Genomic DNA, 14,686 nt, shown 5'->3' with positions numbered 1-14,686 from the left:
CGGGCGGCGAGGCAGGCGGAGAGATCAGAATTTGAGCTTCGCGCCGACATAGAAGGAGCGGCCCACCATGTCGTAGGTGCCGGCATCGGTGCCGTTCTGCGAGCTGGCGACGAAGGGAATGCCCTTGTCGAACAGGTTGGTGATGCCACCGCGCAGCTGCATATTGTCGTTGATGTCCAGCGTGGAGAAGACATCGAACAGATTATAGGGCTTCACCCCGACCTGTTCCGCCGCAGGCGTGGTGATCGCGCTGATGTCGCGCAGCTTGCCCTGATAGCGCCAGCGCAAACCGATGCCGAACGTGTCGGAGCTGTAACCGGCGGTCGTCAGCGCCTTCCACTTGGGCAGCGGGCGGCCCGGCGTGCTGGTGCCGACGAAATCCTGCGACGCGGAACCGGGCAGCGTCTGGACCTTGTAGTGGTTCAGCCAGCCGATAGCGGACGAAGCATAGATTTTGCCCGATCCATCGCCGATGCCGGCGTCGGACAGTTTGAGCGACCAGTTCACCTGCACATCGACGCCATCGGTGTCGAGCGCCCCTAGGTTCAGATAAGGCTGGGCGATGGCGACCAGCTGACCGGTCGGATCGCGTTCGACAAGGCGACAGAATTCGTTGCTGTTGGAATAGCTGCTGTTCGATCCATCCAGATTATAGCATTTGGCGAGCGCCGTCAGACCATTGATGGTCGAAATGACGTTGCTGATCTTGATGTTGTAATAGTCGACCGAGAAGGAGAAGCCCGACAGCCAGGGCGACGAGATTTTCGGATTGAATACGAATCCGACATTGAAGGTGTTGGCCTTTTCAGGTGTCAGCGCACTGTTGCCCTGAATATTGCCGCCAGTGGCGGTGGTGGCGAACTGATAGGCGTCGATCGCGGCGGCCGGGATGCCCTGCGCCAGGCAGAGGCCACGCACCTGCGCGCCGTTCGCACCGGTCCGGGCCGAGGAGCGGACATCGCACGGATCGCCGATCGCGGCAGGCGGCGTACCGATCGCCAGCTGCGATCCGGTGACGGGCGAGAAGAGCTCACCGATATTGGGCGCCCGCACCGCGCGCTGGAAGCTGCCGCGGATCAGCAACGCGTCGACAGGCTGCCAGCGCGCGTCGAATTCGTAGCTCTTCACGCTGCCGGTCGTATTATAGTCAGAATAGCGGAAGGCCGCGCCCACGCCCAGTTCGCGGAAAAAGGGCTTGTCCGACAGCAACGGCACGTCGATCTGAGCGGCGAATTCCTTGACGCTGATGTCGCCCTGCGCCGGATTGGAGCCGACGACGGATTCGACATTGTTGGACACCAGATCCGCACTGGGATCATATTTATAGGTATTTTTGCGATAACCGGCGAGCAGCGCCAACTGGACCGGACCGGCCGGCAGGTCGAACAGCGGGCCGTTGACCTGGCCCTGGACCTGCGTCTGGGTCAACCGTTCGCGGCTGTTGACGGTGGCGGTCATATATTGCTGGCATGCGCGCGACAGGCTGGTCGCGTTGGTGATGCCGAAGGGATTATAGCCGCCCGCGCACAGCGACGCACCGCCATCGGCCGCATTGAGCAGGTTCTGGACGCGCGATTTCAGCACGGCATTGAACATCGACTGGTTATGGACCGTCTCGTCATAGGCGACGAAGCCGTCGAACTTCCACGATCCCGCGATCGTGCCCTTCAGGCCGCCCAGATATTGCTGGACCCGATAATTTTCTTCCCAGCCCTTGTCGCCGATGCCGACATAGCGGGCGCTCCAGCGAAACGGCGCGTTCGGATTGCTGCGCGACGCCAGCAGCGTGCGCAGATCATTGGGGATGAAGGGGTTGGTGACCGGAATGGTGGTGAAGGGCGCGAACTGCGTCAGGCTGCCGCCCGCTTCAGTGGTGACGGTGGAGTCGACATAGAGGAACTGGCCGTAGGCGGTCAGCGATTCCGTCAGGTCGAACTCGCCCTTGGCGAAGGCCGACTTGCGTTCGAAGGCGTTGAGAATCTGAAGCTGCGGGCCGACCGGCATGCGGACATTGCCGCCGACCACGGCATAGGCGCCGTCGCGTGGCCCCTTATAATTGACCGCGCCGGTCTGAACGAAGAGCGAGCCATCATTGTTGAAGCCCAGGTTCAAGGTCCGGTTGATCGGCGTGGTGACGCCATATCGGCCAAAGACGCCATTGAGCGCGGCCTGGCTCGGCAGGTTGAGCGCGTTGGGAACGAAGGTGCCGGTGCCGATGAAGGAGGATGGCACCTTGTCGGAGAAGAAGCCGCGCTGCGAACCGGAGAGCGGGTCGCGCTGGCCATAGCTGAGCGCCAGCATCAACCGGCCGCGATCGTCGGCGAATTTCGTCCCCAGCGCGAGCGAACCGTTGAACTTGCCATAGTCGCCGCGGAAGCTGTTGCCGTTCTGGATATCGACGCGGACACCGTCGAAATATTTGTCGGTCTTGAAATTGACGACGCCCGACATGGCGTCCGACCCGTAAATGGCCGACGCGCCGCCGGTGATGACATCCACCGAACCGATGATCGATTCCGGCAGGATGTTGATGTCGACATTGCCGTTGATATCCGACAGCGGCAGGCGGCGGCCGTCGAGCAGGACGAGGTTGCGGTTGGAACCCAGGCCGCGCAGATTGAGCGTGGCGCGGCCGCCGGCCCCCTGGCCGCCGGTGCCGGCATTGCCCGATGGGGTGAAGCCCGGCAGCTGGTTGAGCGAATCTTCCAGCGTGATCTGCCCGCTTTGCTGGACGAGCTCGTCAGAGACGGTGACGATCGGGCTGACCGCGACATTGTTCGGGCGGGCGATCAGCGATCCGGTGACGACGATGTCGGCGGTCTGCTGCGCTGCTGCGTCAGTGGCCTGCGGGGCCAGTGCGCCGGCGGCCTTTTCAGCAGGCGCTGCCTGATCCTGCGCCCAGAGCGGCGAGGCAAAGGCGCCCAGCGCCAGCGCGGCCAGCGATCCGCCGAGGCGAAGCTGCATGGTGAAACCTGTTTTCATTCCATCCTCCCATTTTTTATTACTAACTAGTTCGTACATAATTTGATGCGACCCGAGGCTCTATTGTCCCTTAGGGCTATATTCTGAACCGTCTGTCGGTCAGTCCATTTCCACCCGGCGTACATCCCCCACGATGAAGACATAGGCAGCGGCCCCAACCAGCGCGAGTACGCCGATGAAAGCCAGCGCGCCGTAGAAGGAGCCGGTCTGGCCCACGATCACGCCGACCACGATCGGCGTCACGATGCCGGCCAGATTGGCGCAGAGGTTGAAGACGCCGCCAGTCAGGCCGATATATTGGCGCGGAGCGACATCGGAAATCAGCGTCCAGCCCAGATTGACCATGCCCTGCCCGAAAAAGGCGATGGACATGATGGCGATGACCAGCGTGTTGCTCTGCACGAAATTGGCGGCGACGATGGTGGAGGCCAGCAGCAGCCCAGCAACGATCGGCAGCTTGCGCCCGATATTGGCCGAGCCGGTGCGGCGGATCAGCATGTCGGAAACCTGCCCGCCCAGCAGCACGCCGGCCGACGCGGCGATATAGGGCAGCACCGCGAAGGTGCCGGATTTCAGCCAGTCCATGCCCCGCTCGGTCGCCAGATAGGTGGGGAACCAGGTCAGGAAGAAAACCAGCGTCGAATTACCGCAAAACTGGCCGATCGAGGCGCCCAAAATCTGGCGCTTGCTCATCAGCTTGCGCACATTGGCCCAGGAAAAGGGGATCTTCTCGTCCGTCTTGGCGATCGTCAGGCCGCCGCCTGCCTGAATATGGGCGAGCTCGGCGGCGTTGACGCGGCTGCTTTCACCCGGATCGCGATAGCGGGCGTACATCAGCAGGCCGAACGCCATGCCCAGCGCACCGGCGATCAGGAACAGGGCGCGCCAGCCGAAGCTGCCCACCACCCAGAACAGAACCGGCGCGAAGAAGGCGAGGCCCGCATATTGCCCCACGGCATAGACGGAATTGGCGCGCGCACGTTCATCCTGCGGGAACCAACTGCTGAGAATGCGGCTGTTGCACGGGTAGCAAGGTGCCTCCGCCATGCCCAGCGCAAGGCGGAAGCCGAACAACATCGCCACATTACCGGCTATGCCGTGGAGCAAAGTGAAGAAGGACCAGAGGATCAGCGATCCGGCATAGGTGATGCGCGTGCCCAGCCGGTCCAGCAGCAGTCCGCCTGGAATCTGCGACGCGGCATAGGTCCAGGAGAAAGCCGAGAAGATGAAACCCATCATTTCCGGCGAAATCTTGAGTTCCGCCGTGAGTGACGGCGCGGCCACGCCCATGACGGCGCGATCCATATAGTTGAGCAAGGTAGCGACGCTGATGAGCGCCAGCACGCCGATGCGCGCGCGGGTGGGACGCATCAGGCCGCCGGGGTTCACAGGCGCCCTCATGCCGCGTTCCGCCGCTGGCCGAGATACAGCAGATGGCGCACGGCCAGCGCATAGCCGTCCGTCCCCATGCCCGACACGATGGCCGTGGCGGTGCGCGTCACGATTGAACGGGTACGCCATTCCTCGTCCCGGCGATGGATATTGGAAATATGAACCTCCACGATCGGGCAATCGCACATTTTGAGCGCGTCCAGCATGGCATAGCCGGCATAGGAGAATGCGGCGGGATTAAGGACGATGCCCATCGCACCGACGCGCGCCTCATGCAACCAGCCGACCATTTCATGCTCGGCATTGGTCTGGCGAAAGATCAGATTGACGTCCCAGCCCTCGGCCTCGCGCCGGCAGGCCGCTTCGACATCGGCGAGCGTCTCGAACCCGTAGATATGCGGTTCGCGCACACCCAGATGGTCGAGATTGGGGCCGTTCAAGATGTAGATATCACGCTGGCCCATGACTGGCCCGATCCTCCCCGAATGCCGGAATATGTTTCCCGATCTTGCAGAATCACATCTACGCGCAACAGAGGCCGTGCGCAAGCAAAATGTACTAACTAGTTCATACCATTTTTGGGCAGGCGGCGGACGGCGATCCGGTCGGCCTGATAGGAACCGAGCCAGAGATCCTCACCCAGCAGCACGGCCGCCGATACGCCATTGAAGGCCGGATCGGGCGGGCCATAGGCGATCAGGGAGAAGTGCCGATTTTCCGGGTCGAGTTGCGCCACGGCATAGCCGCGATGACAAAGCATGCCGTCGGCCACGCCGTTGACGATCTTGCGCACACCGCCGCAGGCCGGTTCGTCGCGCACCATGCCGGCCAGCAGCAGCCGTTCGCCGTCCCAATGGATGTTGTCGGGCATGAATTCGGGCGCCAGCGCGCGCCATAATGGCGGGCGCGTGTTGTGCCGCCCATAGGCGACGACTTCCCGCAGGCCGAAGGCGATCACGTAGAAGCCACTATCGTCGCGCGCCGTTTCCAGCCCGTTATTGCCGGGCAATTCGGTGCCGGGCAGCAGCCGGAAGGCGCGATCCTGCGGGCCGCGCTGATAGACGCCGCCCGTCGTACGGCCGACCACGAAGTCGGTGATGCTGGTGCCCGGACGCGTCAGCACCGTGGCGAGCACCGTACCGTCGCCATAGGAGGCGACGGCGTTGGCGACATGGCCGTCGGGCATGGCGAGGCAACCCTGCCAGCGCAGTGTCGGCGGCGCGGCGCTATCGCGCGCGTCGATGGCGAAGACCTCAATCGCTTCGCGCCCACCATGATTGACGACCAGCAACCTGCCCTGCCCCGGTCCGGTCATCCGCAGGCTGAGGCCCCGCGCGGTGAAGAGCGCGGGATCGGGCGGCTTGACGCAATCGGGATAGGCGGGGTCTGGTGCGACCTGATCGGCGACGGCGGTGAACCAGAAGCGGGCCTGTCGGGTGCGGCTATCCACCAGTTTCAGCCCGGCCCCGGTCGCAAAGCCGCTGGCGACGATCCAGGGTGTATCGGGAATATGGGCCAGGTCTTCGGGCTTGTTCGCGCCGCAAACGAAGTCGAACTGCGCGGTCGGGGCGCAGGCGTCGGCGGGTCGCTGTATGGACAATGGGGTCGCGCAGCCGGTCAGCGCCAGAATGGCCGCACCGGTCAGGATGGAAAGCCGCCTCATGTAACGCGATAGACCCGGATGCGCACGGCGGGCTTGGGCGCGTCTTCGGGCGGCGGGCCGATGGTGCCAATGAAGATCGCCTGATTGAGCCAGTCATGCGGGCCGATCGGCGCCTCGAAACTGGGCACGGTGCGCAGATAGCGGCGCGACGCGCCGGGCACCCGGCTGTTGGTCAGGCCGACATTGCGGACATGGATCGGCGTGCCGTCGTCGGCGCGCATCATATAGTCGGCCTCAATCACGGTCCAATTGTCGGCGCGCTGCAACTGCCAGTCCGCGCCGCCCGCGACCACCGTGCCCCGGATGCGGGGACCGGCAAAAGTGCCGCCGGTGATCGGCACGCGGCGGCGAGTACCGATGGGGGTCGGCCCGATTTCTTCGGTCGGTTCCAGCATCACGGTCGCCTCATAGACGAAGTCGAGGCCGGGCGCTTCGGTGGTAGCTGCCCTGCCCGGCACCGCCCACAAGGCCATCGCGCCGCCGATGCCGGTCAAAATGTCCCGTCTGCTGGTCATTGCATCAATCCCGAACCTTGGGCCGCTCGGCAGGTGGCGGCGCATCGCCGAACAGCGACCAGTCGGCGAAATGCGGCCATGGGATCATGCTGCGCGTCTCGCCCAATTGCAGCAGCATGGGCTTGCGCGGCGTGAAGGCGGGCCAGTTCGCAACCGGTTCGCCGGTGCGGGCGAAGGCCACCAGATGATCCATCATCTCGGCCGACAGCGCCTGATCCACCGGCGTCCAGTCGCGGGTCGTGCGGAACAGGTTGAGACTGCCCAGCGTCCCCAGCCAATAGGGAATGTCGGCGCTATGATAGGCGCCCACCGTCGCGGGATCATGATCGGCGAAGCGCACAGCGGGGCTATAAGGGTGAACGCGGGTAAAGAAATAGGCGTGGACCGGTGCCTTGCCGGTGGCGGCCTGCGCCAGCGCCCATTGCGCCATCTGCGCATTGAGGGTGGAATCGCGCTCGATATCGCGGGCTTGCCGCTGCGCCTCCTGCGTCGTGCGAGCGGGGTAGCGTTGCAGGATCGCGTCCGCCTTGTCCGGGAAGGCCCGGCGCACGGCCGCTGCATAATCGGCGACCGATGCGATGGGGCCTAGCGAGCGGAAGCTTTCGTCGCGGGTAAAGCCCAGCAGCAACGGCACGTCATTCTGGCGCCCGGCGGCGAAGGCAGCGGCCGGGGTTTGCGCCACGACCTCCCCGTCGATCACGATCGGGCGGCGGCGGACCGGCGCGGCGAGCGCGATCAGCTTGTCGGCAGGCATGTCGCGCATCTGTTCGATCGACTGGACGCCCAACGCCGCTTGCACGGCGATGCCTTCGGCTTCCGCTTCCTTCAGCGGCGCGGGTGTACCGATGTCCCCAAAGGCGCCACCGCTCATGCCGACGGCGCGCTGGAACAGGCCCTTGGTCGCGGGGCTGGCCTGAAGCAGCGAGACGGACATCGACCCGGCCGATTGGCCCGCGATCGTGACATTGGCCGGATTGCCGCCGAAGCCGGCGATATTCGCTTTGATCCAGCGGAGCGCCGCTACCTGATCCTTCAGGCCGTAATTGCCCGACTTGCCACCATTTTCGGCGCTGAGTTCAGGGTGAGCGAGGAAGCCCAACGGCCCCACACGATAGGCGATGGCGACATAGACGACCCCCTTGGCCGCCAGCGCTTCGCCCGCATAATTGGCCATGGAGGCCGATCCGATGTTGAAGCCGCCGCCATAGATCCAGGTGACGACCGGATAGCCGCCAGCCGGCGCAGGGCCGGGCGGCGCCCAGATATTGAGATAGAGACAATCCTCACTGGTCGCCTCCTCGCCGAAATAATGGTTGAGGTTGCGGGCGCGCAGCGGCTGGATACATTCGGGCGCAGGGCGATCCGCATGCCAGACGCCGTCCCAGCGCGCATGGGGCTGCGGATCGCGCCAGCGCAGGTCGCGCACCGGCGGCGCGGCGAAGGGCACGCCCAGCCAGGCCCGCACGCCCGATGCCAAGGTCTTGCCATCGATCAGGCCCGCATCGGTTCGAACTGGATCGCCGGTCGATTGCGCGACGATCTGCGCCGGCGCGACCGATGAGAGGAGCAAGCCCAGAATTAAACCGGGTGCCAGCAGCAGCCGGCGCATTATTTCTGGCCCTTGAGCTGCGTGTCGAAGAAGCGGAAGGTCAGGTCCAGCGCGCGCAGGGACGCCGCGCGGGTCGCGGCGGCATCGGCACCGATCCAGCTATGGCCGACGCCGGGAATGATCTCCAGCGTGACGGGGACGCGGGCGGCCTTCAGCGCGGCTGCCAATTGGCGCGACTGGTCGGCGGGCACGACCTTATCGTCGGTGCCGTGGATCAGCAGCATCGGCGGATCCTTGGCATCGACATGGGCGGCAGGGCTGGCGGCCTTGATGCGGTCGGCCGGACAATCGGGCTTCACGCAGTCGAGATAGGCGTTCTCCGCGCCGGCGATCGCCTGCGGCATGGTCGCGAAATCATAGACGCCGTACCAGCCGACACCCGCCTGCACGCAATCGCTCTGCCCCGGATTGCTCTTGTCCTCGCCAGTCGGCGCGCTGCCGCATTGCAGGGCGGCCAGCGCCGCGAGTTGCCCGCCAGCCGAGCCGCCCCAAACCGCGACATGGCGACCATCCAGCCCGAAGCGTGCGGCATTGGCGCGCAGGTAGCGGATGGCGGTGCGCACATCGTCGATCGCGGAGGGGAAAGGCGCTTCCTTCGACAGCCGATATTCGAGCGAGGCGACGACATAGCCCCGCGCCGACAGGTCGGCCAGCACGGCGGGAAAATCGCTGAATGCGCCGGACTGACGGGTATGGCCGTTCGCCCAGCCGCCGCCATGGATGTAGATGACCAGCGGCAGCGGCTTGGCCTGCTGCGCGGGGCGATAGAGGTCGAGGATGATGGGCCGATAGCCCGGGATGGTCGAATAGGCGATGTCACTATTGACCGTGACGCCATTGGCCAGCGTCAGGATACGGTCGGGCATCGGATCGCCCAACGCGGGTTCTGGCGATGTCGCGGGGGACGGCGGCTGAGCCTGGGCCGGCATGGCGGCGGTCAGCAGGGCCAGACCCAAAGATAGCGTGATACGCTTGCGCATAATCCTCTCCCGTTCGCGATTCTTGTGCTAACTATTTCGTACATTGATATCATCGACGATGCGCAAGGCAAGCGCGATGATGATGATGTGCAGGATAATGCGTGAGAAGTGGCCGGGGCCGAAGACAACTAAGCTCGCCCCCTATCCAACGTCATGCTAAATTATTTCAGCATCCATCGTGCATCCATGCATCCATGCATCCATGCATCCATGCATCCATGCATCGTTCGCTTATGGGGAGAAATGGATGCTGAAATAATTCAGCATGACGCCGATTATTGGACAGCTTTGGCATATTCAGGCCAGAAGTCGCGCTGCCACTTGTGTTTCAGGCGCGGCACCAGCTTTCGACGATATCGACCACATTGCCCCGACGCCGCGCCAATATCTTGGGCGCGGTCACATCGCGTTCGAAGCCGTAGGAGACGGTGTAGCGGTTGGAGACATTGTAAAAGCAGAGTGCGCTGATCGTCATATGCAGTTCCAGCGGGTCGATCCCTTCGCGGAAATGGCCGCTGGCGACACCGCGCGCCAATATGTTGCGCAGCTGCTCCACCACCTTGCGGTTGCGTTCGCGAATGCCGGGAATTTCGCCGATATGCGCGCCGCGCAGGATATTCTCGTTCATCACCAGCCGCACGAATTCGGGATGCTGGTGGTGATAGTCGAACGTAGCGCCGACCACATCGCGCAGCGCGGCGTCCGGGTCCAAGTCGCTGCGTGTATTGTCAGCATCGATTTCGCGCACCGCCGTATAAGCGCGCTCCAGCACCGCGCGGTACAGGCCTTCCTTGCTGCCGAAATAATAATAGATCATGCGCTTGGACGCATCGGTCCGTTCGGCGATCTCGTCGATGCGCGCGCCGCTCAACCCCTTGTCGGCAAATTCCAGCGTCGCGACGTCCAATATGTTCAGGCGGGTTTCCTCCGCCTCGCCGGCCCGTCCACTCGCCTTGTTCAGTATATTCGTCGGCGATCTGGCCACGCATCCATCCTTCTCTGTTTGGAACTGGCATAGCTTGCCAGCGCCGCGCCATACAAGAGAGGATGCACGGGAATGACAAGGTGCCGCCCGCCCAAAGGACGCGCGGCACCTTCATGGATCAGAAGCGGACCCCGACCCCCATCCAGATGCGGGCCGGATCGATCACATAGCCGGACGCATCATAATCCAGTCGCTTGTCGAACAGATTCTGCACGCCGCCATGGAAAGTGAAGGCCGGCGTGATCTTGTAGGATGCGCCTATATCCACCACCGTATAGCTGGCGGCGAAGATGTTGGTGCCGCTGATCTGCGCCTCCGTCACGGCTTCCTTGCCGCGATAGACGGCGCGGGCATAGGCGGACAGGCGATCGTCAGGCTTCCAGTTCAGCGAGGCGTTGGCCTGTTGCTTGGGCGTGTCGTTCAGCGCAGCGCCCGCCGCCGTGCCGGTCAACTGCTCGGAATCGGTCAATGTGCCGCTGGCGTTGACGCGCAGCGTGTTGGTCAGCGGGAAATCGACCGACAATTCGATGCCGCGCACCTTGGCCTTGTCCACATTCACATAGGTCGTGGGCGGGCGGCCGATCGAACTGACTGGCTCACCCGTGCACCAGGCGTTCGCCACTGCGCAGGTGACGCGGGTGATCTTGTCGTTGAAGCGCGTGTCATAGGCGGTCAGGCTGGCGTTGAAGCGCCCGCGCGAGAAGAGCAACGCCGCCTCGATCGTACGGCTGGTTTCCGCTTCCAAATCCGGGTTGCCATAGATGGTGCCGCCGCGGCTGGACTGGCCCCAGTCGGGGATGGTCTGGCGCAGGCTGGGCGCGCGGAAACCCTGCGAATAGCCGCCCTTGAGCGTCAGCGCCGGATTGATGTTCCACACCGCATAGACGCGCGGGGTCCAATGGACGCCATATTGCTCGTCATTGTCCATGCGGATGCCGCCGGTCAGCGCCAGCCCATCAAGCAGCTTCAGTTCGTTTTCGGCGAACAAGGCCCAGCTGGTCCGGGTCGTCCCGGTGGTGGTTGAACCGGCCAGGAGATTGCCGGTCAGGTCGGTCAGATCCTCATAGCGGTAGAAACCGCCAAGGGTCAGCGTGTTGGAGGGAAGCGGCACGACCCACAGGCTCTGCGCGACCGTGTTCTTCACTTCCTTCTGCGAAGTGACATTCTTTGCGTCTTCATATTGGACATAGGATTCCGACGAGGCGAAACCCCATTTGCCGCTATGGCTGATCGACGCGACCTTGCGCTTCTGGTCCTGAATATCGACCGTGCCGGCCGGCGCGGCCGTGGTCGCCTCGATCGTCTCGCCGGAAATCTGCGTGACCTTCTGGCGATAATAGCCGGCCTCCAGCAGGATTTCATGATTGTCGTTGAGCGCGAAACCCAGCTTGGCCGCCAGGCTTTCGTCATGGCGTTCCGGTGTGCCGCCGATCACCTTGTCGCCTTCGCGACGGTTGATCGCGCCCTGCAACTGAATGCCGACGCCCTTGGTCACCGGGCCGGACAGATAGAAATTGCCGTCCGCAAAATTGCCATAGTCGCTGCCCAGCTGCATCGTGCCATTGACCCGCGCACTGCCGCGCCAGTCGCCACCGATGCGCCGGGTGATGATGTTGACGACGCCGCCCATCGCATCCGACCCGTAGAGGGAAGACATCGGACCGCGCACGATTTCGATCCGCTCGATCGCTTCGAGCGGGGGCAGCTGACCGCCTTCGCTGATATTGCCGCCATTGGTGCGGGATTCACGAGACGACAGGCGCTTACCATCGACCAGGATCAGCGTATATTGCGGCGCCATGCCGCGAATGGAGATGTCGCGGCTGTTGCCCTCACCCGGCGTGACGGTAACGCCCGGAACCTCCATCAGCGCGTCGGTGACTTCGCGATAGGGCATGCGGTCCAGCGTCTCGCGGTTGATGACGGTGATGGAGGCCGGCGCGTCGCGCACCTCCTGCTCGCGACCGGCCGCAGTTACGACGATCTGATCGCCGTCGGCGGCGACATCGGCCGCAAAGGCGCAGGCGGGAACAAGGATGGCGGCAAGTGCGCTGCTGGCGCGCAAAAGGGTCTGGGCCTTCATGGAAAGTCCTTGGGTTGAACGACAGGATGGACGCGGACGCGCCCCTTGGATCAGACTGCGACAGAAGCGCAGCCCGGCGATGACGTGATTTTTGGAAGTCCCCCGGCGCCTTGGCGGCACTCTCAGATGCGATTGCTTCGCAGCCGCATCTGTCGCATTGACAAAGATATGCCAAATATCAAATTTGAATAGCGTATTTGCCTGATATGATCGTCAGACGGCGGCGGCCAGCTGGTCGATCAGCCACAAGGTCGCGGGATCGCGGGCGCTGCGCTCGTGCCAGAGCACCCAATAATCGAAGCCTTTAATCTCCGTCGGCGAAGGGAGACAGGCAAAGCCATGCGAGCAGGCAAACCGCCCGGCCGCGCGGGTCGGCATGGTCAGGATCGCGTCGGTCGCGCCGATCAGGTCGGGCGCGGCATAGAAATAGGGCAGACGCGCCACCAGCTGCCGCTCTGACACCCGATCGCCCAGGCAGGACTGGACATGATCGACATCGGGATCGCCGATCGTGACCGCGACATGTGGCCAGCCAAGATAGGTATCGAGCGAAACCGGCGCGTCCGATCCCCCCGCAGCGATCGGATGATCGCGCCGCACGATCAACGATTGGGTTTCACGGAACAGATGGCGCGCATGGGTCAGCGACAGGTCCGGTTCGAAGCCGTAGATGATGAGGTCCAGTTCACCCGACACCAGTTTCTTGAACATGTCGTCGGAGAAGGCGGAAACATCTATCCCGCAGTTGGGCGCCGCCGCACCGATCGCGGGCAACGCGGGCGATACCACCGACAAGACGCCATAATCGGTCGCGGCCACGCGGAAATTCCGATCCAGCACGGCCGGATCGAAACTCACCGGTTCCAGCAACGCACTGCTCATCGCCAGCCAGGCTTCGAGCGGCTGGGCCAGTGCCTCGCCCCGCTGAGTCAGCGTCATGCCCCCGCCTGATCGTACCAGCAGCGGGTCGGCCAGCAACTGCCGCAATTGCCCCAACGCCCGGCTGACCGTCGGCTGGCTCAGCCCCAGCCGCTGAGCCGACCGGCTGACGCTGCGGGTTTGCAGCAGCATGCTGAGCGTCATCAGCAGATTGAGATCGATGGGCTTGATCGGCTGGCTCCGGATTGCGATTTCGTCGCATTAGCCAGCGCGCAGAGGTGGTTCAAGCCGTGCGGTCAATCCAACATGGTTCGCAACGAAGGAGACACGGACTGGCCATGTTTCTCCATCGCATCCAGCGTCGCGCCCGCCATGGCGCGATAGGCTGGCAAAAGATGCGGCTGGTCGGCGCACAGTGCGGCCAGATGCCGGCCGATCGTGTCCATGTCCCCGCGCAGCAGGGGGCCGGACAGCGCTGCCATGCCACGATCCAGGCTGTTGTCCAGCGCGGCGCGAACCAGCGGCCCCAGCAGCGCGGCCGGATCGCCGATCCCCGCCGCCGTCAGCGCCTCGCGCGATCCGGCGATCAGCGTGACCAGATGATTGGCCGCATGGCACAATGCCGCATGATAGAGGGCGCGCTGCCCCTCCCCGACCTGCTCCGCCACGCCGCCAAGCAAGGCGACCAGTGCCCGCGCCGCGGCGATGGCGGGGGCGTCGTCGGCGGTGATGACAAAAGTTGCGCCCATCATGCGGGCGACCTCCTGCGCGGGATTGCCGGTGAAGGTCATGGCCGGATGCACCGCCGCCGTCAGTGCGCCACGCTGTTGCAAGGGGCGCAGCAAGGCCGCCCCACTGCGTCCGCTCAGATGCAGGATGAAGGGGGTCACGCCATCGGGCAGGCAGGCGGCAAGATCCGTAACGACGCCGGCAATCGCATCGTCCGACACGGCGATCAGGATCAGGTCGCACTGCTGCGCCACCGTCGCCCAATCCGGAGCAGCGCTGCTGCCTGGAACCGTCGCGACCAGTGCGTCACGCCGGGCCGGATCACGCCCCCAGACCAGCAGCGGCGCCGCGATATGGGTTTGCAAGGCCATGGCCATGGCCGCCGCTACGCGGCCGGAGCCGATGATGCCGACCCGGCGATAGGAAGGGGTGCTGTCCATGATGAAGGCTTAAAGCGTCACGATGGAAGGGCGAACCCTTTTCTGCCGTCAGGGGCGATCTGCTGCGCCGCCCGGCATTGGATCAGGCGACCGCCGCGATGATGATGATTTCCACCTTGTAATCCGGCGTCGCCAGCTTCGCTTCGCCGGTGGCGCGGGTGGGTGCGGGCACGTCGGCAATCCAGCCGTCCCACACCGCGTTCATCTCCTCGAAATCCGCCATGTCCGCCAGCCAGATGGTGGCGCGCAGGATATGCGCCTTGTTGCTGCCGGCCAGGGCCAGCAGGCGTTCGATTTCCTCCAGCGCGCTCTTCGTCTGCGCGGTGACGCTGTCGCCTTCGCCGACCTGCCCGGCCAGATAGACGGTGTCGCCATGAATGACGATTTCGCTCATGCGCGGGCCGGTTTCGATGCGGGTGATGGTCATGA

General features: G+C 64.1%; 12 protein-coding genes. All 12 read right to left on the bottom strand.

All coding sequences use genetic code 11. The annotated features are described in order from the left end of the window. Positions 1 to 24: 24 nt before the first annotated feature. A complete protein-coding gene (locus F4U94_RS01005; protein WP_232016291.1) occupies positions 25 to 2,982 on the bottom strand; it encodes a TonB-dependent receptor domain-containing protein in 2,958 nt (985 codons plus the stop codon). Between the two features lie 99 nt (positions 2,983 to 3,081). Beyond that, the gene (locus tag F4U94_RS01000; RefSeq protein WP_120253157.1) at positions 3,082 to 4,383 is read right to left on the bottom strand and encodes an MFS transporter; all 1,302 of its coding nucleotides are present in this window, start codon (positions 4,381 to 4,383) and stop codon (positions 3,082 to 3,084) included. After that, positions 4,380 to 4,838 (bottom strand): type II 3-dehydroquinate dehydratase, encoded by a 459-nt coding sequence (locus F4U94_RS00995; protein ID WP_120253158.1) that lies wholly within the window; start codon positions 4,836 to 4,838, stop codon positions 4,380 to 4,382. The genes F4U94_RS01000 and F4U94_RS00995 overlap by 4 nt, the downstream gene beginning before the upstream one ends. Positions 4,839 to 4,936: 98 nt before the next feature. After that, positions 4,937 to 6,037, bottom strand: a complete 1,101-nt coding sequence (locus tag F4U94_RS00990; RefSeq protein WP_150411811.1) for a hypothetical protein — start codon at positions 6,035 to 6,037, stop codon at positions 4,937 to 4,939. Next, positions 6,034 to 6,552, bottom strand: coding sequence for a DUF3237 family protein (locus tag F4U94_RS00985; protein WP_232016293.1), 519 nt, complete (start codon positions 6,550 to 6,552; stop codon positions 6,034 to 6,036). The genes F4U94_RS00990 and F4U94_RS00985 overlap by 4 nt, the downstream gene beginning before the upstream one ends. 4 nt (positions 6,553 to 6,556) lie before the next feature. Beyond that, positions 6,557 to 8,161, bottom strand: a complete 1,605-nt coding sequence (locus F4U94_RS00980) for a carboxylesterase/lipase family protein (protein ID WP_120253160.1) — start codon at positions 8,159 to 8,161, stop codon at positions 6,557 to 6,559. Continuing rightward, positions 8,161 to 9,141: an alpha/beta hydrolase gene (locus F4U94_RS00975; RefSeq protein ID WP_120253161.1), complete on the bottom strand. Its 981-nt coding sequence runs from the start codon at positions 9,139 to 9,141 to the stop codon at positions 8,161 to 8,163. The genes F4U94_RS00980 and F4U94_RS00975 overlap by 1 nt, the downstream gene beginning before the upstream one ends. 328 nt (positions 9,142 to 9,469) lie before the next feature. After that, positions 9,470 to 10,126: a TetR/AcrR family transcriptional regulator gene (locus F4U94_RS00970; RefSeq protein WP_170267459.1), complete on the bottom strand. Its 657-nt coding sequence runs from the start codon at positions 10,124 to 10,126 to the stop codon at positions 9,470 to 9,472. Between the two features lie 118 nt (positions 10,127 to 10,244). Beyond that, positions 10,245 to 12,209, bottom strand: coding sequence for a TonB-dependent receptor domain-containing protein (locus F4U94_RS00965; RefSeq protein ID WP_120253162.1), 1,965 nt, complete (start codon positions 12,207 to 12,209; stop codon positions 10,245 to 10,247). A gap of 213 nt (positions 12,210 to 12,422) precedes the next feature. After that, positions 12,423 to 13,292: a LysR family transcriptional regulator gene (locus tag F4U94_RS00960; RefSeq protein WP_120253163.1), complete on the bottom strand. Its 870-nt coding sequence runs from the start codon at positions 13,290 to 13,292 to the stop codon at positions 12,423 to 12,425. A gap of 92 nt (positions 13,293 to 13,384) precedes the next feature. Beyond that, on the bottom strand, positions 13,385 to 14,257 hold the full coding sequence (locus F4U94_RS00955; protein WP_120253164.1) for a Rossmann-like and DUF2520 domain-containing protein: 873 nt from the start codon (positions 14,255 to 14,257) through the stop codon (positions 13,385 to 13,387). A gap of 82 nt (positions 14,258 to 14,339) precedes the next feature. Further along, a complete protein-coding gene (locus tag F4U94_RS00950) occupies positions 14,340 to 14,684 on the bottom strand; it encodes a RidA family protein (protein ID WP_120253165.1) in 345 nt (114 codons plus the stop codon). Positions 14,685 to 14,686: the final 2 nt, after the last annotated feature.

This window comes from Sphingobium limneticum (assembly GCF_008710155.1).
Taxonomy (GTDB): domain Bacteria; phylum Pseudomonadota; class Alphaproteobacteria; order Sphingomonadales; family Sphingomonadaceae; genus Sphingobium; species Sphingobium limneticum.
This window is presented reverse-complemented; position numbering and strand designations above follow the sequence as displayed.

What these genes read in the sequence shown, in the direction of transcription:
- F4U94_RS01005 (WP_232016291.1), bottom strand. Translation starts at nt 2,982, where the DNA reads ATGAAAACAGGTTTCACCATGCAGCTTCGCCTCGGCGGATCGCTGGCC.
- F4U94_RS01000 (WP_120253157.1), bottom strand. Translation starts at nt 4,383, where the DNA reads ATGAGGGCGCCTGTGAACCCCGGCGGCCTGATGCGTCCCACCCGCGCG.
- F4U94_RS00995 (WP_120253158.1), bottom strand. Translation starts at nt 4,838, where the DNA reads ATGGGCCAGCGTGATATCTACATCTTGAACGGCCCCAATCTCGACCAT.
- F4U94_RS00990 (WP_150411811.1), bottom strand. Translation starts at nt 6,037, where the DNA reads ATGAGGCGGCTTTCCATCCTGACCGGTGCGGCCATTCTGGCGCTGACC.
- F4U94_RS00985 (WP_232016293.1), bottom strand. Translation starts at nt 6,552, where the DNA reads ATGACCAGCAGACGGGACATTTTGACCGGCATCGGCGGCGCGATGGCC.
- F4U94_RS00980 (WP_120253160.1), bottom strand. Translation starts at nt 8,161, where the DNA reads ATGCGCCGGCTGCTGCTGGCACCCGGTTTAATTCTGGGCTTGCTCCTC.
- F4U94_RS00975 (WP_120253161.1), bottom strand. Translation starts at nt 9,141, where the DNA reads ATGCGCAAGCGTATCACGCTATCTTTGGGTCTGGCCCTGCTGACCGCC.
- F4U94_RS00965 (WP_120253162.1), bottom strand. Translation starts at nt 12,209, where the DNA reads ATGAAGGCCCAGACCCTTTTGCGCGCCAGCAGCGCACTTGCCGCCATC.
- F4U94_RS00960 (WP_120253163.1), bottom strand. Translation starts at nt 13,292, where the DNA reads ATGACGCTCAGCATGCTGCTGCAAACCCGCAGCGTCAGCCGGTCGGCT.
- F4U94_RS00955 (WP_120253164.1), bottom strand. Translation starts at nt 14,257, where the DNA reads ATGGACAGCACCCCTTCCTATCGCCGGGTCGGCATCATCGGCTCCGGC.
- F4U94_RS00950 (WP_120253165.1), bottom strand. Translation starts at nt 14,684, where the DNA reads ATGACCATCACCCGCATCGAAACCGGCCCGCGCATGAGCGAAATCGTC.